Raw genomic sequence first — 21962 nt, 5'->3', positions numbered from 1 at the left:
TGCAGACATCATCGCCGATCTGGATCAGGCTCTGGCCAAGGCGACAAGCCAATGAGCCATCGCGCCGGGCAGTGCCCGGAGCGGCAGCCAAGAAGAAGAGGAAGGAAATGCTCAGCAAGGCGGACAACGAGTTCCTGACCCGTGCCGGCAAGGGCACGCCCATGGGCGAGATGCTGCGGCGCTTCTGGATGCCCGCGCTGCTTTCCGAGGAATTGGCCGAGCGCGACGGACCGCCGAAGAAGATTCGCATCCTGGGCGAGGATCTCCTCGCCTTCCGGCAGACCGACGGACGGGTCGGCATCGTCGAGCCGCACTGTCCGCATCGCGGCGCCAACCTCTATTACGGCCGCAACGAGAATTGCGGGCTGCGCTGCTCCTTCCACGGCTGGAAGTTCGACGTCGACGGCAACTGCGTCGACCTCCCGACCTCGCCGCCGGAATCCGCGTACAAGGACACGATCAAGCTCCTCGCCTATCCGACCCGCGAATGGGCCGACATGATCTGGGTCTACATGGGCCCGCGCGAGACGATGCCCGAACTGCCGCAGCTCGAGCTGGGGCTGGTCCCCGCCGCCTCTCGCTTCGTCACCAAGAAGTGGCAGGACTGCAACTGGGTCCAAAGTCTCGAAGGAGCGATCGACACATCGCACTTCTCTTTCCTGCACAAGGTCCTGGCGACCGACGACGAGGCGGCGCGCCGCGCCATGAGCCGCGCCGCCCTGGCCGACCAGGCCAAGCCGGACGATCGCGTGCGCTGGGTGCAGAACGATCCGCGGCCAAAGTTCAGCGTGTTGGGCCATGATACCGGCCTGGTGATCGCCGGCGGCCGCAAGACCGACGGGCCCGACCTCTACTGGCGCATCGCGCAGTTCCTGATGCCCAACCACGCCTACACGCCGGCCGCCTTCCCCGGCGAGATCTACTACGGGCAGTCGTGGGTGCCGGTCGATGACGTGAACTGCTGGATCTACACCTACTGCTGGCAGCCCGACCGGCCGCTCAGCAATTCCGAGCGGGCCAAGTTCCGCGGCGGCTTCAACGTCCATTCCGAAGTCGACGCCGACTACAAGCCGCTGCGCAACCGGGACAACGACTATCTGCGCGACCGCAGCGTCCAGCTCAGCGAGAACTTCACCGGCATCACCGGCGTCTCCGAACAGGACGCCGCCATCCAGGACAGCCAGGGCCCGATCCAGGATCGAACGAAGGAGCGTCTCGGGCCGACCGACATCGGCATCGTCGAGTTCCGCAAGCTTGTGATGGGCACGGCGCGACGCCTCGCCTCGGGCGAAGCGCCGGCCGCGGCCCACAAGGCGCATCGCTATGCCGTGCGCTCGGGTGGGTGGATCGCCGCGCCGGACAAGGACCTCGCCACGGTCATGGCCGAGCGCTTCGGCCACGATCGCGGTTATGTCGGCAACCTGTATGGATTGGGTGAGTGATGCTCGCTGCCGACAACGCGTTCCTGACGCAGAGCGGTCCTGGCACGCCAATGGGCGACCTGATGCGCCGCTTCTGGATGCCCGCCCTCCTCTCCGAGGAACTTCCCGAGCGCGACGGGCCGCCGAAGAAGATCCGCATCCTGGGGGAGGACCTGCTGGCCTTCCGACAGACCGACGGACGGGTCGGCATCGTCGAGCCGCACTGTCCGCATCGCGGCGCCAACCTCTATTACGGCCGCAACGAGGAGTGCGGCATCCGCTGCGCCTTCCACGGCTGGAAGTTCGACATCGACGGCAACTGCGTCGACCTGCCCACCTCGCCACCCGAGTCCACCTACAAGGACACGATCAAGCTCCTGTCCTACCCGGTACGCGAATGGGCCGACATGATCTGGGTCTACATGGGCCCGCGCGAGCACATGCCGGAACTGCCGCAGCTCGAGCTCGGCCTCGTGCCCGCCGGCCATCGCTTCGTCTCCAAGAAATGGCAGGACTGCAACTGGGTGCAGAGTCTCGAAGGCGCCATCGATACCGCGCACTTCTCCTTCCTGCACGCCATCCCGACCAAGGATGAAGCGACCCGCCTCGACATCCTGCGCAAGACCTCGGCGATCGGCCAGGAAGGCGGCCTCGCCGACCGCAGCCGCTGGGTGACCGACGATCCGCGGCCGAAATTCAGGGTCCAGGGCCACGATGCCGGGCTGGTCATCGCCGCCGGCCGCAAGACCGACACGACCGACCTCTACTGGCGCATTGCCCAGTACCTCGCGCCCAACCATGCGCTGGTGCCGGTCGCCTTCCCGGGCGAGGTCTATCACGGGCAGACCTGGGTGCCGGTCGATGACACGAGCTGCTGGATCTACACCTACAGCTGGGTGCCCGACCGGCCGCTCACCAATGCCGAGCGCGCCAAGTACGCCTCCGGCCTCAGCCTTCATGCCGAGATCGACGAGAATTACGTTCCGAAGCGCAACATGCGCAACGACTACATGATCGATCGCGAGCTGCAGAAGACGCTGAGCTACACCGGCATCAGCGGCGTGTCCGACCAGGATGCCGCCATCCAGGACAGCCAGGGTGCGATTCAGGACCGCACCCGCGAGCATCTCGGTCCCACGGATGTCGGCATCGCCGAGTTCCGCAAGCTGTTGATGGCGGCGGCCCGCGCGCTGCAGCAGGGCCAACCGCCGCGCGCGGCCGCCGCGTCGCGCCACTATGCCGTGCGTGCGGGCGGATGGATCGCCGCGGCGGACAAGGATCTCGTGACGGTGATGACCGAACGCTTCGGCCACCGCGATGGCTATGTCGGCCACGAATACGGGCTGGCGGAATAGAGCGTTAGACCGCCATGATGCGCTGGATTATCGTCGCCGCCGATATCGGGCTTGGGGAGACAGCTAGGTGACCATCAAGATTTACGGACCGACGGCCTCGCGCGCGGCGCGCGCCCTCTGGATCGCGCATGAACTCGGCATTCCGTACGAGCACATCGCCGTCGAGATGAAGGATCTCAAGAATCCCGACTATCTGAAGGTCAATCCGAACGGCAAGGTGCCGGCCCTCGTCGACGGCGACTTCAAGCTCTTCGAGTCGATGGCGATCAACCTCTACCTCGCCGCCAAGCACGGCAAGGACGGCTTCCTGCCGGCCAGCCTCGAGGATCAGGCCCTGTGCAACCAGTGGAGCTTCTGGGGCATGACCGAGCTCGAGAAGCCGCTGCTGACGATCCTGATCGACATGTTCATGACCGCCCCCGACAAGCGCAAGCCGGAGGCCGTCGCCGAGGCGCAGAAGGCGTTGCCGAAGCCGCTGGCAGTGCTCAACGGCGCGCTCGAGGGACGCGACTACCTGCTGGGCTCGACCTTCACCGTCGCCGACCTGAACCTGGCCTCGATCATGAGCTGGGCCAAGCCGATCAAGGTCGACTTCAGCCAGGTCCCCAACGTCAGTGCGTGGCTAGACCGCTGCCTGTCGCGCCCCTCCTACAAGGCGGCCCGCGGCGCGAAGTAGCCGCTCCTACTCCGCGGGCGCGACCTGGGGCGCCGGCAACGACGTATCGCGCTCGCTGCCGGGTAGCAGCAGCGCCACCAGGGTGATCACGACCGAGACGACGGCGAGGCCGAGGAACAGAAGTTCGAGGCCTCCGGTCGTCTCGCGCACCCAGGCGATCAGCAGGATCGCGAGCGGCCCGGCCCCGAAGGCCACGACGAACTTCGCACCGAAACCGAGACCGTGATAGCGGCTGGGCGTGTAGCGCGCGATCAGGATGTTCTCGATCGGGCCCGCCGCCGAGCTCAGCACCGCCGAGCCGATGGCACCCAGCAGCGCCACGTAGCCGTTGCCCATGGCCAGCGCCAGCATGGCGATCACCTGCAGCGCCGAGGCCACGACATAGGTCGCCTTTAGCGGATAGCGGTCGACGATGCGCCGGCCCATCGCATACTGGGCGACACCCGAAACCACGTAGATCATCGAGGTGGCCAGGCCGACCCACAGCACGATCTGCGTGGCGACGCCCCACGAAGCGAGCCCGTCGCGCAACGCCGAGATTTCGGGTGCCAGCTTCACCTCGAAGACCATCGCCGCGCCGAACATCACCGCCTGCCAGATGACGCCTTCCAGCGCCATGGTGACCGAGAGCACCGAGAAGACGCGCCAGAAGTCGCGGCGACCGACCTGCGTGCCCTTGGCCTGCGGCATCGGCCGGTCGCCGACCTTGCCCTGGCGGATCTGCGCCCACAGGACGGCGCCGACGGCGAGACAGACGATGCCGGGAACGATGAAGGCGGCGCGCCACGAGGCCAGCGTGATCAGCACGCCGGGCACGATGCCGTAGAGCGCCAGCCCGGCGCTGCCCCACAGCCCGTTCACGCCCATCGCGTGCCCCTGCTCCTTCGCCGTGCGGATCACCCAGCCGATGCCGACCGAATGGTAGAAGGCGCCGAAGGTGCCGATGCCGCAGAGGGCCAGCGACAGCGCCAGCGTGTCGCCGGTCGGCACCAGGCCACAGGCGATCGACGACAGGCCGAGGCCGAGGAACATTACGACCATCATCGCGGGCGCGCCGAACCGGTCGGAGGCCCAGCCGGCCGGCAGCGACACCACGCCCAGCAGGATGGTCGCCGGCGCGTAGAGCCGCAGCAGATCCTCGGCCGGCAGGTTCCAGGAAACCGCCAGGGTCAGCACGATCACGGCATAGAAGGCCGTCATCATGTGCATCAGCGCGTGGCCGATGGAGGAGAAGAGCAGGACGCGGTTGCCGGATTCGATCATGGCGCCTGTATCCTTTGCCGTCCGTTTCGGCGCAAGCGCAGCTTGCGGCAATGCTGCCATTCGCGCTAAAGCCCCCGTGCCGCGGGCCGACCGGCCGGCGGCACCGGTCGGGGCGTAGCGCAGCCTGGTAGCGCATCAGTCTGGGGGACTGGGGGTCGCAGGTTCAAATCCTGTCGCCCCGACCATTTAAAGCCTGAAAACGTTGGATTTTCGCAAGGTGGCCGGATCGGCGCTCCCCTCGCATTGCGGTGCCAAGGGCCCCGAAGTGCAGAGTTCGGCCCCGAAATCCCTGAAAAATCCCTGAAGTGCGTTCCCGTCCGGTTCACGGTGGAAGCGCCCCCTCTTTGAAGGCACCGCCAGCTAGGCGGCTCCCGCGCATTCGCTGGTCACAGGTCGTGGAAATGCGGAGCATCCGAGGCGGAAACACTACTGATCGGGCCTTAGGCAAGATTGAGTACTTCGGAGCAGCGAGAATAAAACGCGTCCGAGATAATCTTTATCAGGCAATCTGGATGTAAAGCCCTTCCGACAATTTGCTCAGGCCGAGCCCTGAAGCCGCCGTGTTTCGGACGTGCAAAACACTCACGCCCCATGCACCATGCACCATGCCTTTAGCCACTCCGATGTGGCGCGACCTTCGCGGGGAAGCTTCCATGTGCATCAAGTCGTTCTGCGCCGCGCTCGGTGGGTTGGCGTTCGTCGTCGTTTCCACATCACCGGCCTTGTCTCAAGGCGCCATGACGCCCGGCGGAGGAGCCGTTGCGCCTCAGCCTCGCTCGGCTCTGGCAGCACCCGCCGTCGCCCCAAGCGCGCCCGCGGCTATTCCGGTCGCACCAACGATCCCGTCGGCGGCGCCGGGGATGACCCATGGGCATTCAGGGCCCTTGGGCGGCAACGGTGGCGCCGCCGGTATGGACGACGCGAACGCGGCAATGGGCGCCGGTGGAAGATTGAAATGAACGTCCGGTGAGGACTCACTAGCCAGAACGAAGAAGCCCTACCTTCAGGATCGGGCTTCTGTGCCAGCCACCCGAAAGGCGGCGGGCGCGATACAGGCTGACGAGCCTCTCGCTTACCAGCAGAGCGTTCCCAATGCCTATCTGCAGGCCAGGAGGCCCGTGCCCTTCATGCGCCACTCCTTCACGCAGTCGCTGTCGTCCTTCATCACGATCGGGATGAAGTAGAGCGACTGCTGGCCGGTGATGAGCTGCTGCTGGTTGATCCAGGTGCCCGGCGCCGGCACGCGCGTGCGGTAGCGCACGGCGTCCTCGCCCGCCTGGGCCGTGAGCGTCGGGGTCTCGACGATCGGCTCCGGGCCGTAGATGGCCGCCGCGGTCGCCTCTCCGGCGCGACGGCCGCCGCTCACCAGCCAGAGCTGGTTCTGCTTGGCCGAGGCATAGGGGAAGAAGTCGGCGCGGCCGGTCGGCGGATGGCTCACGGCGAACAGCTTGGCGTCGATCTGGACCTTGAGCGGCTCCGGGCGTCCGGCCGGCGCCGCGAGGATGTCGGTGCGCAGGGCGCCGTAAAGGCCGCCCAGTTCCGGCACGCGCAGCTCCTCGGCGAGGGCGAGGCCCACGCGGCCGAGCGGCGTGTCGACCACGACCGGCGCATCGCCGGAGCTGGCCCACGCCGCGGTCGCGGCGGAGAGATGCGTTGCGCGATAGCGGCCCAGCACCGTGCCCTCGGGACCCGCGAGCACGACGGTGTGATAGACCTTGTCGCCGTCGCGCTCGGGATAGCTGCCGACGAGGTAGCCGGCGCCGGCCTTCGCGGCGGCGCCCAGCGCCTTCTCGAAATCCCCTCCCCGCGCCTCGGCGCGGTTCCTGACCTCGGTCGCGGCAATCCCCGAGGCGAGGCCCGACAGTTCGGGCAGGACGAGGAGTTCGCCCGCGCCCGGGCGGGCCGAGGACAGGAGCGACGGCCCCTCGGGCCATTGCGCCGCCGCCAGCGACACCGAGCGCGCGGCCACGGTGGCGTTGGCGTCGGTCGGGCTGCGATGCAGCGCCAGCACCGGCGAATAGAGTTCGGGCCGGCGGCGCGCCAGTTGGGCGCCGCGCTCGGCATCGGCGTCGGCCGGCGCGATCGTCGTCGCGTAGATGCCGGCGAGGCCGGGCGGCAGGTTCTCGGGCGGCACCACGGGCGCCTGCACGAGCTTCTCGCCCTTCGGCGACCAGATGCTCGAACCGCCATTGTAGTAGAGCTTGCCGCCGGTGATCGGGTTGGTCTCGACGCCGGTGCGTGTGGCGCCGACGACCCAGACGCCGTTCTGCGCGCTCATGTACTGCACGTTCGAGACCGTCGAATGATTGCCGGTCGCCTCGGCCGGCGGCGTCCCCGGCATGACCCGATCCGATACCGAATGCCAGCCGATGATCTGCGCGCCACGCAGCGCCGCGAGGCGGGCGTACTGCCAATAGGTGTCGTCGTAGCAGATCAGCAGCGCGATGCGGCCGAGCGGCGTGTCGAAGACCTCGACGCCGGTGGTGCCGGGCGCGAAGACCTTCTGGTCCTGCGGGTTGAGGCCGTTCTTGCGATACTTGCCGATGATGCCGCCGGGTCCCATCAGCACGGCGGTGTTGTAGACGAGGCCGGTCGCCGCGTCGCGCTCGGCGATGCCGACGCTCATGTGCAGGCCGGTGCGCTGCAGGATCGGCAGCAGAGCGGCGGTCGCCTTGCCGGGGATCGTGTCGACGAAGGGCGCGAGTTGCTGCGGCCCGCTGAACAGGTAGCCGCTGACCGCCGTCTCGGGGAACACGGCATATTCGACGCCCTGCTTCGCCACCTCTTCGGCCGCCTTGGCGAGACGGGAGACATTGCCGTCGAGATCGCCCCAGGCGGGCACGAAGTCGACGGCGGCAACCTTAACCTGCTTCCGGGCACCGGCGCTTTGCGCACCCGCGGGCACGATCGCCGCCAGCACGGAGAACGCACTGACGAGCCCGACCGCCAGAGTGGACTTGAATGACATGACGCCACCTCCCCGAGACACCGGCAGACATACTGCCTCAACGCTGCAAGTTCACAATCATCCTCTTGGTCCTGCGGGTGCATAACAGGATAAAGATCGGCGCATTCTTCCGCCCTGCAAGCAATCGATCCGGCAAACGGGAAAGCAATGAACACGCGTCGTGCCCTCGCCTTCATCTTCTGTACGGTGTCGCTCGACGTGCTGGCGCTCGGGGTCATGATCCCGGTCCTGCCGACGATCGTGCTGGGCTTCATGGGCGGCGACACGGCCGGCGCCGCCGAGATGTTCGGCGTGTTCGCGACGGTCTGGGCGCTGATGCAGTTCCTGTGCTCGCCGCTGCTCGGTGCCCTGTCGGACCGCTACGGCCGCAGGCCGGTCATCCTGATCTCCTGCCTGGGTCTCGGCCTCGACTACATCTTCATGGCGCTGGCGCCCTCGCTGCTGCCGCTGCTGGTCGGCCGCATCGTCTCGGGCATCACCTCGGCCACGATCGGCACCTCGGTCGCCTACATCGCCGACGTGACGAAGCCCGAGGAGCGCGCCAAGGCGTTCGGCCTGGTCGGCATGGCATTCGGGCTGGGCTTCGTGGTCGGTCCGGCCATCGGCGGCCTGCTGGGCAGCGTCGATTCGCGCCTGCCGTTCTGGGTGTCGGCCGCCGCCTGTCTCGCCAATGCGGCGTTCGGCTGGTTCGTCCTGCCGGAATCGCTGCCACCGGAAAGGCGCATGGAATTTTCGTGGAAGCGCGCCAACTCGGTCGGCTCGCTGAAGCTGCTGGCTTCGCACCGCCAGTTGCTCGGCCTTGCCGCCGTGGACTTTCTGGGAAACTTCGCCCACCAGGTCCTGCCCGCCGTGTTCGTTCTCTACGCCGGCCATCGCTACGGCTGGGGCGAGACCACGGTGGGGCTCACCCTCGCCTTCGTGGGCATCTGCACCGCCTTCGTGCAGGGAGGGTTGATCGGACCCATCGTCAGCCGGCTCGGGGCGCGGCGAGCCCTGATCGTCGGTCTGCTGGCCGGCGCGGCCGGCATGGCGATCTATGGGCTGGCCGCCACCGGACCCTGGTTCTGGGCCGGCGTGCCGGTGATGGCCTTCTGGGGGATCGCTGGTCCGGCGTTGCAGGACATGATGACCCGCAGGGTCAGCGGCTCCGAGCAGGGCCAGCTTCAGGGCGCCACCTCGGCATCGCGCAGCATTGCCGGCCTGGTTGCGCCCGGCGTTTTCGCCGTGCTGTTCGCTTCGACGATCGACAGCGTGCCCGGTGCGGCCTTTCTGCTGGCTGGTGCGCTGCTCGCGGCAGCGGCCGTCGTGACGTGGATCGTTACCGGGGGGCGGACGCGACCTGCCGCCCCAGTTCCGTGAGCTTGCAGACGAGCCAGTCGGGCTTCAGCGGATTCTTGAACCAAGGCTGCGCCCACCCTGCCTTCAGGCATTTCTTGACGACGGCAGGATCCACATCCTGACCGTCAAGATCGAACAAGGGCAGCTTTCCGCCCGGCTGGATCAGCCCGCGACGCAGGTAAAGTAACTCATGCAGAGTAGGAAGATCACCCTCCAACCCATTGTCATTTAATGAAATTAATTCAAATGAGCACGCGTGATGGCGCGCGAAATCGCGATTAATAAGCACGGTCACGTCCCCCTTTGACGATACCGCTAAAGGCCCCTCACCAGGCACGATACGCCTACCCGGCTAAAAACCAAATAAAATCAGAGACTTGATACACTTTCTTACAAAGGCCACCTGATTTGGTGGCCCGCCGACGCCGCACCTGCAAGCCCTTGAGCATCGCCCCCCGGCAATGCCCACGGATTGAAGGGGCTAGTTCTGCGTCTTCAGCGTGCTGCGCAATTGCGTCAGCGCCTGCTCGAGGTCTTCCAGCACGGATTCGATCTCACGCCGCTTGTGGAGGTCGAGGACCGCCGCCCGCGGAGTGGTGGTGGACGGCTGAGGGCCGGTGCGCGGCAGCGGCTGGCGAGTGCCTCCCGCCATAGCCTCAGCCCGCGCCGAGACGATGCGCAGGCTCTCCAGCGCACTTTCCGCCGCGAGATCGAGGCGCTGCGCCGGCAAGCGACCGCGGCCTTCCTTGAGTAGGCGCTGGACGCCCTTGATCGTGTACCCATCTTCGTAGAGCAGCGTGCGGATCCGGCGCAGGAGGTCGATGTCTTCCGGCCGGTAGTAGCGGCGGCCCCCGCCCCGCTTCAGCGGGCGAACCTGGGTGAACTTGCTTTCCCAGAACCGCAGCACGTGCTGCGGCACATCGAGCTCGGTCGCGACCTCGCTGATCGTACGGAACGCCTGCGCCGACTTCTCGACCCGTCTTTCGACGGTCTGAACGGAAACGGCCATCTAAGATCCCCTCGTGTTCCCAACTACCCCTTGTTCTCGCCGGGCGCCCCGTTGATCAGTGTTTTCAGGACATTCGACGCTCGAAAGACGAGGACTCGCCGCGGCAGGATGGGAACTTCCTGCCCGGTCTTCGGGTTGCGGCCGACCCTTTGCCCCTTGTCGCGAACCGTGAAACTCCCAAACGAGGAGATCTTCACCGATTCGCCGCGCGCCAACGCCTCCACCACCTCGGAGAGAATCGTCTCCACGAGATCGCTGGATTCATTGCGAGACAGGCCCACTTCCTGGAACACTGACTCGCTCAGATCGGCACGCGTGATTGTCCGGCCGTCCACTCCGGTACCTCTTCTTCCCCCACTTAATCCTTACTCTAAGGTGGGAAAGCGGTCAATATCAGTAGGATAGAGGGTGGACTTGAATCGCCGCCTGTTCACGTTCCGTTGGCTACGATTCTCGCATTACCAGCGAACGAGGCTTGCTCCCCAGGACAGGCCGCCGCCGATCCCCTCCAGCAGGAGCAGGTCGCCCTTCTTAATGCGGCCGTCCTTGACCGCGACGTCGAGTGCCAGCGGGATCGACGCCGCCGACGTGTTGGCGTGCTTGTCGACGGTCACCACGACGCGCTCCGGCGGCAGGCCGAGCTTGCGACCGGTACCGTCGATGATGCGCTTGTTGGCCTGATGCGGGACCAGCCAGTCGACGTCTTTGGCCTCGAGCCCAGCCTTCTCCAGCACCTCGCCCACGACGGTGGCCATGTTGACCACCGCATGCTTGAAGACCTCCTTGCCTTCCATGCGGAGGAAGCCGGTGGTCCGGGTCGAGGACGGTCCGCCGTCGACATAGAGAAGGTCGTGGTGCCGACCGTCGGAGTGCAGCGCGTTGGCGAGGATACCGCGGTCGGCCGGGGTGCCGGCACCCTGCTCGCCCCTGAGGACGATCGCACCGGCGCCGTCGCCGAACAGCACGCACGTCCCACGATCGTCCCAGTCGAGGATGCGGGAGAAGGTCTCCGCGCCGATCACGAGGGCGGTCGAGGCGAGACCGCTCTTGATGAGACTGTCGGCGACCGACACGCCGTAAACGAATCCCGCACACACCGCCTGGACGTCGAACGCCGCGCCCTTCGTCATGCCGAGCGCGGCCTGCACCCGCGTCGCCGTCGCCGGAAACGTCTGGTCCGGCGTCGCCGTCGCGAGCACGATCAGGTCGAGGTCAGAGGCGTTGAGGCCCGCGTGGTCGAGCGCGCGCTGGGAGGCCTTGATTGCAAGGTGGGACGTGAACTCGCCCTCGGCTGCGATATGGCGTTGGCAGATGCCGCTGCGCTGGCGGATCCACTCGTCGGTGGTGTCCACGGTCCTGGACAGTTCTTCGTTGGTGACGACGCGCTCGGGCAGATACGAACCGCAACCCTGGACGACAGAACGAATCACGCAGTTCCTCCGGTGGCCTGCAGCGAGGTGGCAGGCGTTTCGGCGGCCGAGGTGACCTCGCGCAGCCGGGCCAGACCCTCGACAAGCTTGCTCTTGTATTCGTAGCGGACCAGGTCGACCGCCACGCCTATGGCGTAGGCGAAGCCCAGCGCGTCCGTGCCGCCGTGGCTCTTCACGCAGACCCCATCGAGGCCCAGGAACACGCCGCCATTGTAACGGCGCGGATCGACCCTCTTGCGCAGTTTCCGCCAGGCGCCAGCCGCGAACAGGTAGCCGATCTTGGCGAAGGTCGAGGTGCGGAAGGCGTCGCCCACGAACTGGAAGGTGAGCTTGGCGGTACCCTCGATCGCCTTCAGGGCGACATTGCCGGTGAAGCCGTCGGTGACGACGACGTCGGTCACGCCGGCACCGATGTCATTGCCTTCGACGAAGCCATGGAAATTGACCGGCGAGCCCTCGCGGCGCAGCCACGCCGCCGCCTGCCGCAGCTCCTCGTGCCCCTTGAGCTCCTCCGAGCCGACATTCAGCAAGCCGACTTTCGGGGAGTCGAGGCCGAGCAGCGCCTGGGCGAACACGCTGCCCATCACGGCGAACTGCGCGAGGTTTTCGGCATCGCATTCGAGATTGGCGCCGAGATCCAGCATCACGGTCTCGCCCCGCGAGGTCGGCATGAACGAAGCCAATGCCGGCCGGTCGGCACCCTCGAGCATGCGCATCGCGAACATCGAGATGGCGAGAAGCGCACCGGTATTGCCGGCCGACACGACCGTGTCGGCGCGTCCCTGGGCTGCCGCCTCGACAGCCATCCACATACTGGACTTACGGCGCCGACGCAGCGCGAAGGACGGCTTGTCCTCGGCCAGCACGGCATCTTCCGACGGCACGATTTCGAGCACCTGCGCGAGGCCCTTGCGCTTGTCGACCAGGGCCTTCAGGCGCGGCTCGTCACCGAACAACAGAAAGGACGTACCGGGATAGCGCTCGCGGGCGATATCCGCGCCGTTCACCACGACATCGGGCGCGTGATCGCCCCCCATGCCGTCGAGTGCGAGGACGATCTTGTTCGCACCCACCGTCACGCTCCGCCTGTCGAATGCCAGCGCATTGCCGGCGGCGTGCTTCGGACTACTTCTCGGCCGACGCGGCGTCGGCCAGGACGGGCATGTCCTCGCGGTAGTAGCCGCAATGCGAGCACACCATATGGGGGCGCTTCAGCTCGCCACAGTTCTTGCACTCCATGAATGCCATGGTCGGCAGCGCGTGATGCGAGCGACGCATGTTGCGGCGGGACTTCGAAACCTTTTTCTTGGGAACTGCCATGACGATCTCCACGACGAGGGCCGCACCCGCCCATCTGAGCAGGGCATGCCCCCAAAAAAGCTGCAGCCGCGCTCTGTAGGCGCGGCGGGCGGCCTTCTCTAGCCAAAACGTCTTACCGCCGCAACAATTTACCGGCCGCGGCGGGGCTTGTCCTTCAGGGCCGCCAGGCCGGCAAAGGGATGCCGCCGCTGCTCGGGCGCCGAACGGCGGGCGCCGCCTTTCGGTTTGGGCAGCACGTCCTCGAGCTTGATTCCCGGCCGCCTCGGATAGGGGTCCGCCGTCAGGGACAGTTGCTCGGCCACGATTTCACCGACATCCAGCATATTCCCGCTCAGCGGCTCCGGCGCGTCGCCCTGTGAATTCAACAGCGCTTCGCCGCTCTCGGGGTCGTGCTCCTCCGCGACATTCTCGGCAAAGACGAGCCGGAAGGCGTCGTCCAGTTCCTGGGCTACAGGCTCAAGGCTCAGGATGCAGGCTTGGACGATCCGGCCCTTGAGGCGCCCCTCGACGACGACCTGCCCCCCTGGCCGCCTGTCCACGGTCACCCTCGCCGAAAAGGCCGGCAGACCCAGGAAGCCGAACCTCTTGGCCAGCGCCGCCCGCTCACTTTCCGTTGTGGAAATCTCGAGCGCCGCGCCATTGTTGCCGAGCTTGTCGAGATCAACCAAGCGTTCAATCTCAGATTTTACTGTTTTATCAGTATCTTGGGACATTTTGTTAATTCACTTTATCAGGTCGTTACGGGCCGTGGCACCAAGGAGGCGCACATAATCTCGCACATAAGCTTCAAGCCGGGCGACGACTTCGGAATTCTGGGGCGACCTACCGCCATAGGCATTGCGGCGCAAGACCTCGGCCAGCGGTGTCGGCCCGTCATTCAGCGCCTCGCGATAGGCCAGCGCACGGCCATGCAGCCCCTCGGCCATGATCTTGATGCGCCGGCCGACCCCCAGGTCCTGAATGCCGATCTCGCGCAGCGTGAGGTCCAGATGGCGGAACATGGCGTCGAAGAACGCCTGGGACAGGGGCTCGCCGTCCGGCTCACGGCGCAATCGGTCGATCATCAGCGCCGCGTGGAGCGCCAGCGAATCGAAGCGGCCATCGAGCGTGTCGGGAATGCCGCAGGATTCGAACAGCTCCGCCGTGCGCGCCTGCTCGGCCACACGATTATAGATGGTGGCGGCGAAATCATCCTCTGGCTTGCGACGGCGGAACACGAACGACTCCCTCCCCAACTGGTCGCGGTACAACAGGTTGACCCGGACCCTTCATCGCGACATCTTGCGATCCCTCTTCCCGCAAAGCCAAGAAGCAGTCCATGCGTCGCACCGCCCCGCTCGCCCTCGCCGGCGCACTCGCCCTTACCGCCATTGCGCTGACCGGCTGCGAGAACACTGTCGACCTGCGTGGCTTCGCGGCAACGCCGGGCTCGGTCGAAAAGCTCGAAGTCGGCGCCCAGAGCCGTGAGGACGTGGTCCGCCTGATCGGATCGCCCTCGGCCGTGGCGACCTTCAATCCGAACATCTGGTACTACATCAGCGAGACCCAGGAGTACTGGGCCTACACCAAGCCTAGGATCACTTCCCAGAAGGTGATCCAGGTCACGTTCAACGAATCGGGCCGTATCGAAGCCATCAAGAACTACGACCTCAAGGATGCGCAGGACATCCAGATGGTCCAGCGCATCACGCCGACCTCGGGCAAGGAACTCACGATCCTCGAGCAGGTGCTGGGCAACGTCGGCCGCTTCACCGGTCCGAAGCAGACGAGCAACCCCGGCGCTCCGACCGGCGGTGGCGGAATCTAACGCCCCGAGATCGTCCGGCCCGGAGCCGGGCCAGATCCTCAACGAAAAAGCCCCGGCCTCTCGGCCGGGGCTTTTCCGTATCAGGTGTTCCGCGTGCGCTCAGTGCGCCAGAACGGCGAGGAGCAGCAGCGCCACGATGTTGGTGATCTTGATCATCGGATTGACGGCCGGACCCGACGTATCCTTGTACGGGTCGCCGACGGTATCACCGGTCACCGCCGCCTTGTGGGCGTCGGATCCCTTGCCGCCGAAATGGCCTTCCTCGATGTACTTCTTGGCGTTGTCCCAGGCACCGCCGCCGGCCGTCATCGAAATGGCGACGAAGATGCCGGTGACGATCACGCCGAGCAGCATCGCACCGACCGCCGCGAAGGCATCCGAGCGTCCCGCAATCCACGAGATCACGAAGAACAGCACGACCGGGGACAGCACCGGCAGCAGCGACGGGATCATCATCTCCTTGATCGCCGCCTTGGTGAGCATGTCCACGGCGCGGCCATAGTCCGGCCGGTCCGTCCCCGCCATGATGCCGGGCTTCTCCTTGAACTGGCGACGGACTTCCTCGACCACCGCCTGGGCGGCACGGCCGACGGCCAGCATCGACATGCCACCGAACAGGTACGGCAGGAGGCCGCCGACCAGCAGACCGACGACGACGTACGGATTCTTGAGGGAGAAATCGACCGCCTTTACGCCGAGCTTGCCCGCGGCGATGAAGTAGTCGAGGTCCGAGGTGTAGGCAGCGAACAGCACCAGCGCGCCAAGGCCAGCCGAAGCGATGGCGTAACCCTTGGTGACGGCCTTGGTGGTGTTGCCGACCGCATCGAGCGCGTCGGTGTTCTTGCGCACTTCCTTCGGCAGGCCGGCCATTTCGGCGATGCCGCCGGCATTGTCGGTGACCGGGCCGTAGGCGTCGAGCGCCACGACCATGCCCGCGAGCGCCAGCATGGCGGTGGTGGCGATGGCGATACCGAACAGGCCGGCCAGCACGTAGCAGATCACGATGCCGCCGCAGATCAGCAGCGCCGGGCCCGCCGTGGCTTCCATCGACATCGCGAGACCGGCGATGACGTTGGTGCCGTGACCGGTGACCGAAGCCTGCGCCACGGCCTTCACCGGGCGATAGTCGGTGCCGGTGTAGTATTCGGTGATCCAGACGATCACGCCGGTGATGACCAGACCGACCAGCGAGCACCAGAACAGTGACATGCCGGTGAACGAACGATCGCCCACCGTCATCACCGTGCCCATGCCGATCAGGCGGTCGGTGGCAATGTAGATGGCCGGGATCGACAGCACGGCGGCCGCGATCACGCCCTTGTACATCGCCCACATGATGTTGCCGTCGGAGCCGAGGCGGACGAAGTAGGTGCCGATGATCGAGGTGATGATGCAGGCGCCGCCGATGACCAGCGGAAACGCCATCAACTTTGCCACGAGGACCGGATCGGCCGCGAAGAAGATCGATGCCAGGACCATCGTGGCGACGGTCGTCACCGCGTAGGTCTCGAACAGATCGGCGGCCATGCCGGCGCAGTCGCCGACGTTGTCGCCCACGTTGTCGGCGATCGTCGCCGGGTTACGGGGGTCATCCTCCGGGATGCCCGCCTCGACCTTGCCGACCATGTCGCCGCCGACGTCCGCACCCTTGGTGAAGATGCCACCGCCGAGACGGGCGAAGATCGAGATCAGCGAGGCGCCGAAGCCCAGCGCAACAAGCGCGTCGATCATGTCGCGGCTGCCGCCGGCGACGCCCATGTTCAGCAGAACGGCGTAGTAGCCGCCGACGCCGATCAGGGCGAGGCCGGCCACCAGCATGCCGGTCACCGCGCCCGCCTTGAAGGCAAGGTCGAGGCCCGAGGCCAGGCTCTTCTGGGCCGCGACGGCCGTGCGCACGTTGGCACGGACCGACACGTTCATGCCGATGAAGCCCGTCACGCCCGACAAGATGGCACCGATCAGGAAGCCGATGGCGGCGAACTTGCCGAGCAGGATGGCGAGGAGGACGAGGACGATGACGCCCACGATGCCGATGGTCGTGTACTGGCGGCGCAGGTAGGCAGCCGCACCTTCCTGGATGGCCTGCGCAATTTCTTGCATGCGCGGCGTGCCGGCGTCGGCCGCCATGACCCGCGATGCGGTAATGACGCCATACAGCACGGCGATTAAGCCGCAGCCTATGACACCCCAAAGAACGGTGGACATATTTCCTAACCCATTGTTTTTTAAAGCGCTTCTAGCGCATCGCGGCCTGAAGCGATTACTCCCCCGGCGCGAGGCGCGCGAAAAATGACATGATGCCCGTGTCGGCGCAACTCGCCGATGGGAAAAGCGCCGTCACCTCAAGGGCTTGGCGTCAGGCGCGTGACGGATTCCGCAACCGGAAGATGCCGATGACCAGCAGGGCGACCAGCACCAGGGCGAGCGCCACGTAATTGAGGGCAGCCCAGCCCTTCAGCTCCAGCACGACGCTGGCCATCAGGCTGGCCACGGTGGTGACGCCAAACACCATGAAGTCGTTGAATGCCTGCGCCTTTCCCCGCTCCGATGGCCGGTAGGTCGTGGTGAGCAGGGTCGTCGCCCCGACGAACAGGAAGTTCCAGCCCACGCCGTTCAGGCTGAGGGCGCCGCGGAAGTGCCATTCGGTGACCCCCATCAGCGCCACGACCACCCCCGCCACCAGCAGCACGATGCCCGCGATCATGATGTTGAAGATGCCGAAGCGCGCAATCAGGTGGCCGGTGAAGAAGGACGGGATGAACATGCCCATAACGTGCACGAAGATCGTCACCGGCGCTTCAGTCGCCTTGAGACCGCATTGCACGATGGCCAGCGGCGAGGCCGCCATCACGAAGGACATCACACCGAAGGCGATCATCGCCCCCGCGCAGGCCACCATGTAGGCCGGCTGGGTAACGATCTGGGAGAGCGGCCGCTGCGGCCCGGATGTGTCCTCGACCCTGACCTGCGGGAATTCGATGAAGCCCAGCACGATGAAGACGAGGATGTGAATGACGATGACGGCGCAGAAGCTCGCCTGGAAGAGCGGCTGCCAGAGATCGGGCGTGAAACGGGCCAGGCTCGGGCCGAGGATGCCCGCCAGCACGCCGCCCGCCGTGACGTAGGAGATCGCCTGTGCGCGATAAGGCGCCGGGGCCAACTCGACGGCGGCGAAGCGATAGAGTTGCATGTTGGCGATGCCGTAGCCCAGGAACAGGCCGCCAAGGCACATGACCGGAAAACTGCCGAGGCCCAGCCCGATGGCGGCCAGCGACGAGCCGATCATCCCCATTACCGAGCCGCTGCGGAAACCGAACTTGCGGCCGCGCCGCATCATCAGCAGCGAGGCCGGGAACACCGACAGCATCACGCCGAGATGCTGCATGGTGACCGGCAGGTTGGCCCACATGCGCATGTCCGGCGAAACGATGGTGAGAACCGCCAGCGCCGACGAAGCGAACATCAGCGTATTACTGCTCTGCGTCAGCGCCTGGCACATTGCCAGCAAGGCGATGTTTCGCATCGACCGGCGCGGTATGCGCCCGTCGGAGGCCGCGGGCATTTCCTGCACCCTAGAAGATCCGTCCATTGGGCCGGCACTCTAGTGGCGCGCCCTGCCCGCGCCATGGCGCGGCACGCAGTGCAGCTATGAGGAGGTGTGATTCACTAGAAGTGAACGTACCCCTTGCGCGGGGCCGCGGCGGCCCTGCCCGCCGCCGTCAAGGTGACGCCGCTGCCATCGGTAAAACGGCCAATACGCGTGACGGCGATGCCGGCGGCACGTGCGGCGCCCAAGAGCGCCGACCGCTTGCGGGGCGGGACCGCCAATACGAGCTCGTAGTCGTCGCCACCCCCCAGGACATTCGCCCACAGGCGGGGGTCGGCCGTCACCGCCGCACGGCCCGCCGCTGACAGAGGCACGTCATCGCGCTCGACGGTCACGGCCAGGCGAGAGGCGTCAGCGATGTGCCCGGCATCGGCCAGGAGCCCGTCGGAGACATCAGCCATCGCCGTCGCGATGCCCACGAGGTGATGGCCGAGCGCGGTGCGTGGCTGCGGCAGGCGATAGCGATCGTCGAGAAAGGCGCGCTGCCGCGGCGTCAGCTCCGGCAAGCGGCCTTTCGCCGCCAGCAGGCCGAGCGCGCCGTCGCCAACCGTGCCACTCACCCAGAGTTCGTCCCCGGCCCTCGCGCCACCGCGACCGATGCCCTTGCCGCGCGCCACGCGGCCGAAGGCGGTGATCGTGACGGTGAGTGGCCCGGGGGTCACCACCGTGTCGCCGCCGCACAGGACGATAGCGTAGCGCCGCTGGTCGGCCGCGAGGCCTTTAGCGAAGCCCGCGAGCCACTTCTCGGTCCACCGCGCCGGCAGTGCGAGAGAGAGTTGATAGACGAACGGCATCGCGCCGCCGGCCGCAAGATCGGAGAGGCAGACGCGCAGGGCCTTGGCCGCGACACGCTGAGGCGACTCATCGGCCAGGAAATGGACGCCCGCGACGACCGTGTCCGTCTTGACGACGAGGTCGTGGCGCGGATCGGCCGCGAGAAAGGCGTTGTCGCTCTGGAGATTGCCCGCCCCCTTGAAGGTCCGGGCAAGCGGCGCAAAGTAGCGGGCGATCAGTTCGAACTCGCCGATCCGCCCGCGCCGCGCCATGGCGGCCTACTTCCGGTCGGTCGGCCGCGCCTGACGTGCCACGCGGTCGAGGACGGAGTTGATGAAGCTCGGCTCGCCCTTGTCATAGAAGGCGTGCGCGATTTCGACATACTCGTTGATGACGACCCGCAGCGGTACGTCCCCCCGATGCACGAGTTCATAGGCGCCCGCGAGCAGAATGGCACGCACCAGGCGGTCGACCCTCGCCCAAGTCCAGTCCTGCGCCAGCGACGCCGTCACGATCGCCTCCAGCGCGTCGCGGTTGGTCGTGGTGCCCTCGACCACGTCCTTGAACAGCGGACGGTCGGCATCTCGGCGCATGCCGCCCTCGCCCGCCTCCCCGGTCCGCACCTTCAGGAACTGCTCGATGATCTCGGCCGGGGCATCCTGCCCCTCCTGCCACTGGTAGAGCGCCTGGACCGCCGCCAGCCGTGCTGCCTGGCGACGGCTGGGGCCGGCCGGCTTGGTGTCGCTCACGATTTCTTCCAGCGACGGCCGAGTGCCACCATCGCGAGGCAGGCATGGGCGGCGTCGCCGCCCTTGTCGCCGCGATCTGTGAAGGCGCGCGCCCGGGCCTGCTCGATGGTCTCGACCGTGACGATGCCGTAGCCGATGGCCAGCTTCTTCTGGACCGCGAGATCCATCAGCCCGCGCGCACTCTCACCGCAGACATAGTCGTAGTGGGTCGTCTCACCGCGGATGACGCAGCCCAGCGCGACATAGCCATCGTAGCGCTTACCCTTCTTGTCTGCCGCCATCGCGATCGCGCCCGGAATCTCGAAGGCGCCGGGCACGACAACGCGCTCGGACTTCGCGCCATTCCTGGCGATCTCCTGCTCAGCGCCCAGGATCAGCGCATCGGCGATGTCTGCGTAGTAGCGCGATTCGACGATCAGGATGCGCGCGCCCTTGACCCCATCGACCGCCGGCCTGGCCGTCGGGTTTTCCGTCCGTGTCGACATGTTCAGACCTTTGCGCGACCGGGGACCGGCTTCTGGGCGACGATCTTCAGCCCGAATCCCTCGAGGGCGACGACGCTCTTCTGGGAATTGCTGAGCAGCACCATTTCCTTCACTCCGAGGTCGATCAGGATCTGGGCGCCGACGCCGTAGTCGCGCAGCTCCTGGCCCGACGGCTCGATCGGCTCGCCGGCGCGGCGGCGCTGCTCGGCCAGAACGACGGTGAGCGGCTCCCGGATGAGCACGATGACACCGCGTCCCTCGTGGGCGATCTCCCGCATCGAAGCCTCGATCTCTCCGCCGCGACCGCCACTGCGCTGGCCCAGCGTGTCGGTGAAGAGGTTGACGGCATGCATACGCACCATGACGGGCCCGCCGGCTGCAGGATCGCCCTTCACCAGGGCAACGTGCTGCGCCATTGTCACCTTGTTCACGTAGACGACGCAGCGGAAGTCACCACCCCAGGTGCTGTCCAGCGAGGTCTCGCTGATGCGCTTCACGATCGAGTCGTAGCGGCGGCGATAGGCGATCAGATCGGCGATGGTGCCGATCTTCAGCGCATGGCGCTGCGCGAAGGTGATGAGGTCGTTGCGACGGGCCATCGTGCCGTCGTCGTTCATGATCTCGCAGATCACGCCGGCCGGATTGAGACCGGCCAGACGGGCGATATCGACGGCAGCCTCGGTGTGGCCTGTGCGCTCCAGCGTGCCGCCGTCGCGGGCGACCAGCGGGAAGACATGCCCCGGCGTCACGATGTCCTGCGGACCACACGAGGGATCGATCGCCACCGATACCGTGCGCGCACGGTCGGCGGCGGAGATTCCGGTCGTCACGCCCTCGCGGGCTTCGATCGAGACGGTGAACGCGGTCGAGTGTCGGGTGCGGTTGTTCTGGGACATCAACGGCAGGCCGAGCTGCTCCACCCGTTCGCGCGTCAGCGCGAGGCAGATCAGGCCGCGCGCATGCCGGGCCATGAAATTGATCGCTTCGGCCGTCGCCCACTGGGCCGGGATCACCAGGTCGCCCTCGTTCTCGCGATCCTCGTCGTCGACGAGGATGAACATCCGGCCCTTGCGAGCCTCCTCGATGATGTCCTCGGCGGCGGCCTTCACCTCGCTGAAGGTGACCCGCCAGGCGTCCTTTTCGAGCGCACTCATGTTTTCTGATGCTCCAACAGTCGCGCAACGTAACGCGCGAGCATATCCACCTCAAGGTTGACCCTCTGGCCGACCCGGGCCTGCCCCAGCGTGGTGACCGCCTGCGTGTGTGAAATCACGTTCACGCCGAAGCGATTGCCCTCCACTTCATTGACGGTGAGCGAGATGCCGTCGATCGCGATGGAGCCCTTGGCCGCAACGAAGCGCGCCAGCTCCGGAGGCGCCTCGAACACGAAACGCACGCTGCCGCCCTCCGGGGTCATGGCGGCGATCCTGCCCACACCGTCGACGTGGCCGTAGACGAGATGTCCACCCAGCTCGTCGCCGAGCTTCAGCGACAATTCGAGGTTGAGCCGGCTGCCGACCTGCCAGTCACCCAGATGCGTCTTGGCGAGACTCTCGGCCGAGACCTCGACGGCGAACCAGCCGGTCCCCTTCTCGATCACCGTCAGGCAGCAGCCCGAGCAGGCGATCGAAGCACCGATGGCGATCGGAGCCATGTCGTGTTTCGTGGCGATCACGAAACGGCGGTCGCCTTCCTTGCCGCCGGGGTCGACCGAGACGATCTCGCCGATGTCGGTCACGATGCCTGTGAACATGGCCGCT

Annotated in this window: 22 protein-coding genes and 1 tRNA gene; 6 read left to right on the top strand and 17 right to left on the bottom strand. The window is 66.5% G+C overall.

Annotated elements, in window-relative coordinates; all coding sequences use genetic code 11:
- The first annotated feature begins 107 nt into the window (after window positions 1–107).
- From Q0Q48_RS07850 to Q0Q48_RS07840, 3 genes are all read left to right on the top strand, one after another.
- Entirely contained in the window at window positions 108–1442 is a 1335-nt protein-coding gene (locus Q0Q48_RS07850; protein ID WP_295136325.1) for a Rieske 2Fe-2S domain-containing protein, read from the top strand.
- Window positions 1442–2776 carry a Rieske 2Fe-2S domain-containing protein gene (locus Q0Q48_RS07845; protein ID WP_295136348.1) on the top strand — a complete coding sequence of 445 codons (1335 nt, stop codon included), beginning with the start codon at window positions 1442–1444 and terminating at the stop codon, window positions 2774–2776. Before Q0Q48_RS07850 ends, Q0Q48_RS07845 begins: the two co-directional genes overlap by 1 nt.
- Before the next feature lie 67 nt (window positions 2777–2843).
- Window positions 2844–3452 carry a glutathione S-transferase family protein gene (locus Q0Q48_RS07840; RefSeq protein ID WP_295136323.1) on the top strand — a complete coding sequence of 203 codons (609 nt, stop codon included), beginning with the start codon at window positions 2844–2846 and terminating at the stop codon, window positions 3450–3452.
- A 6-nt stretch (window positions 3453–3458) separates the two neighbouring features.
- Here the strand turns inward: Q0Q48_RS07840 and Q0Q48_RS07835 are convergent, their stop codons facing one another.
- Window positions 3459–4715: an MFS transporter gene (locus Q0Q48_RS07835; protein WP_295136321.1), complete on the bottom strand. Its 1257-nt coding sequence runs from the start codon at window positions 4713–4715 to the stop codon at window positions 3459–3461.
- A gap of 108 nt (window positions 4716–4823) precedes the next feature.
- Between Q0Q48_RS07835 and Q0Q48_RS07830 the strand changes: the two genes are divergently transcribed.
- Window positions 4824–4900 (top strand) — tRNA-Pro (locus Q0Q48_RS07830).
- Between the two features lie 911 nt (window positions 4901–5811).
- On the opposite strand, the gene Q0Q48_RS07825 is transcribed toward Q0Q48_RS07830, so the two are convergent.
- On the bottom strand, window positions 5812–7683 hold the full coding sequence (locus Q0Q48_RS07825) for a nitrilase-related carbon-nitrogen hydrolase (RefSeq protein WP_295136319.1): 1872 nt from the start codon (window positions 7681–7683) through the stop codon (window positions 5812–5814).
- Window positions 7684–7830: 147 nt separating this feature from the next.
- Between Q0Q48_RS07825 and Q0Q48_RS07820 the strand changes: the two genes are divergently transcribed.
- Window positions 7831–9042, top strand: a complete 1212-nt coding sequence (locus Q0Q48_RS07820; protein ID WP_295136317.1) for a TCR/Tet family MFS transporter — start codon at window positions 7831–7833, stop codon at window positions 9040–9042.
- Here the strand turns inward: Q0Q48_RS07820 and Q0Q48_RS07815 are convergent.
- The 8 genes from Q0Q48_RS07815 to Q0Q48_RS07780 form a co-directional block, all read right to left on the bottom strand.
- Window positions 9002–9316, bottom strand: coding sequence for a hypothetical protein (locus Q0Q48_RS07815; RefSeq protein ID WP_295136315.1), 315 nt, complete (start codon window positions 9314–9316; stop codon window positions 9002–9004). The genes Q0Q48_RS07820 and Q0Q48_RS07815 overlap by 41 nt on opposite strands.
- A 186-nt stretch (window positions 9317–9502) precedes the next feature.
- Window positions 9503–10030: a MerR family transcriptional regulator gene (locus Q0Q48_RS07810; RefSeq protein WP_295136313.1), complete on the bottom strand. Its 528-nt coding sequence runs from the start codon at window positions 10028–10030 to the stop codon at window positions 9503–9505.
- Between the two features lie 23 nt (window positions 10031–10053).
- Entirely contained in the window at window positions 10054–10365 is a 312-nt protein-coding gene (locus Q0Q48_RS07805; protein WP_295136311.1) for an integration host factor subunit alpha, read from the bottom strand.
- A gap of 123 nt (window positions 10366–10488) precedes the next feature.
- Complete coding sequence (locus Q0Q48_RS07800; RefSeq protein WP_295136309.1) at window positions 10489–11460, bottom strand: beta-ketoacyl-ACP synthase III; 972 nt, start codon at window positions 11458–11460, stop codon at window positions 10489–10491.
- The gene (gene plsX / locus Q0Q48_RS07795) at window positions 11457–12533 is read right to left on the bottom strand and encodes a phosphate acyltransferase PlsX (protein ID WP_295136307.1); all 1077 of its coding nucleotides are present in this window, start codon (window positions 12531–12533) and stop codon (window positions 11457–11459) included. Before plsX ends, Q0Q48_RS07800 begins: the two co-directional genes overlap by 4 nt.
- A gap of 52 nt (window positions 12534–12585) precedes the next feature.
- Entirely contained in the window at window positions 12586–12780 is a 195-nt protein-coding gene (gene rpmF, locus Q0Q48_RS07790) for a 50S ribosomal protein L32 (protein ID WP_295136305.1), read from the bottom strand.
- 128 nt (window positions 12781–12908) lie between these two features.
- Window positions 12909–13448, bottom strand: coding sequence for a DUF177 domain-containing protein (locus Q0Q48_RS07785; protein ID WP_295136303.1), 540 nt, complete (start codon window positions 13446–13448; stop codon window positions 12909–12911).
- Window positions 13449–13502: 54 nt separating this feature from the next.
- Window positions 13503–14030, bottom strand: a complete 528-nt coding sequence (locus Q0Q48_RS07780; protein WP_295136301.1) for a ubiquinol-cytochrome C chaperone family protein — start codon at window positions 14028–14030, stop codon at window positions 13503–13505.
- A gap of 68 nt (window positions 14031–14098) precedes the next feature.
- Here Q0Q48_RS07780 and bamE point away from each other — a divergent pair, with 68 nt between their 5' ends.
- Entirely contained in the window at window positions 14099–14587 is a 489-nt protein-coding gene (gene bamE / locus Q0Q48_RS07775) for an outer membrane protein assembly factor BamE (protein WP_295136299.1), read from the top strand.
- A gap of 99 nt (window positions 14588–14686) precedes the next feature.
- Here bamE and Q0Q48_RS07770 read toward each other — a convergent pair whose 3' ends face one another.
- The 7 genes from Q0Q48_RS07770 to Q0Q48_RS07740 form a co-directional block, all read right to left on the bottom strand.
- On the bottom strand, window positions 14687–16792 hold the full coding sequence (locus tag Q0Q48_RS07770; RefSeq protein WP_295136298.1) for a sodium-translocating pyrophosphatase: 2106 nt from the start codon (window positions 16790–16792) through the stop codon (window positions 14687–14689).
- Window positions 16793–16943: 151 nt separating this feature from the next.
- Complete coding sequence (locus tag Q0Q48_RS07765) at window positions 16944–18149, bottom strand: MFS transporter (protein WP_295136296.1); 1206 nt, start codon at window positions 18147–18149, stop codon at window positions 16944–16946.
- Window positions 18150–18253: 104 nt separating this feature from the next.
- Complete coding sequence (gene thiL / locus Q0Q48_RS07760; protein WP_295136294.1) at window positions 18254–19240, bottom strand: thiamine-phosphate kinase; 987 nt, start codon at window positions 19238–19240, stop codon at window positions 18254–18256.
- A 6-nt stretch (window positions 19241–19246) separates the two neighbouring features.
- A complete protein-coding gene (nusB, locus tag Q0Q48_RS07755) occupies window positions 19247–19717 on the bottom strand; it encodes a transcription antitermination factor NusB (protein WP_295136292.1) in 471 nt (156 codons plus the stop codon).
- On the bottom strand, window positions 19714–20202 hold the full coding sequence (locus Q0Q48_RS07750; protein ID WP_295136290.1) for a 6,7-dimethyl-8-ribityllumazine synthase: 489 nt from the start codon (window positions 20200–20202) through the stop codon (window positions 19714–19716). The genes nusB and Q0Q48_RS07750 overlap by 4 nt, the downstream gene beginning before the upstream one ends.
- Before the next feature lie 2 nt (window positions 20203–20204).
- Window positions 20205–21356 carry a 3,4-dihydroxy-2-butanone-4-phosphate synthase gene (ribB, locus tag Q0Q48_RS07745; RefSeq protein WP_295136288.1) on the bottom strand — a complete coding sequence of 384 codons (1152 nt, stop codon included), beginning with the start codon at window positions 21354–21356 and terminating at the stop codon, window positions 20205–20207.
- Window positions 21353–21955, bottom strand: coding sequence for a riboflavin synthase (locus tag Q0Q48_RS07740; protein WP_295136286.1), 603 nt, complete (start codon window positions 21953–21955; stop codon window positions 21353–21355). Before Q0Q48_RS07740 ends, ribB begins: the two co-directional genes overlap by 4 nt.
- Window positions 21956–21962: the final 7 nt, after the last annotated feature.

Origin of the sequence: uncultured Reyranella sp., from assembly GCF_945957355.1 — a bacterium.
Lineage (GTDB): Bacteria > Pseudomonadota > Alphaproteobacteria > Reyranellales > Reyranellaceae > Reyranella.
The sequence above is the reverse complement of the archived record's forward strand: the minus strand, read 5'-3'. Positions and strand labels throughout refer to the sequence as shown.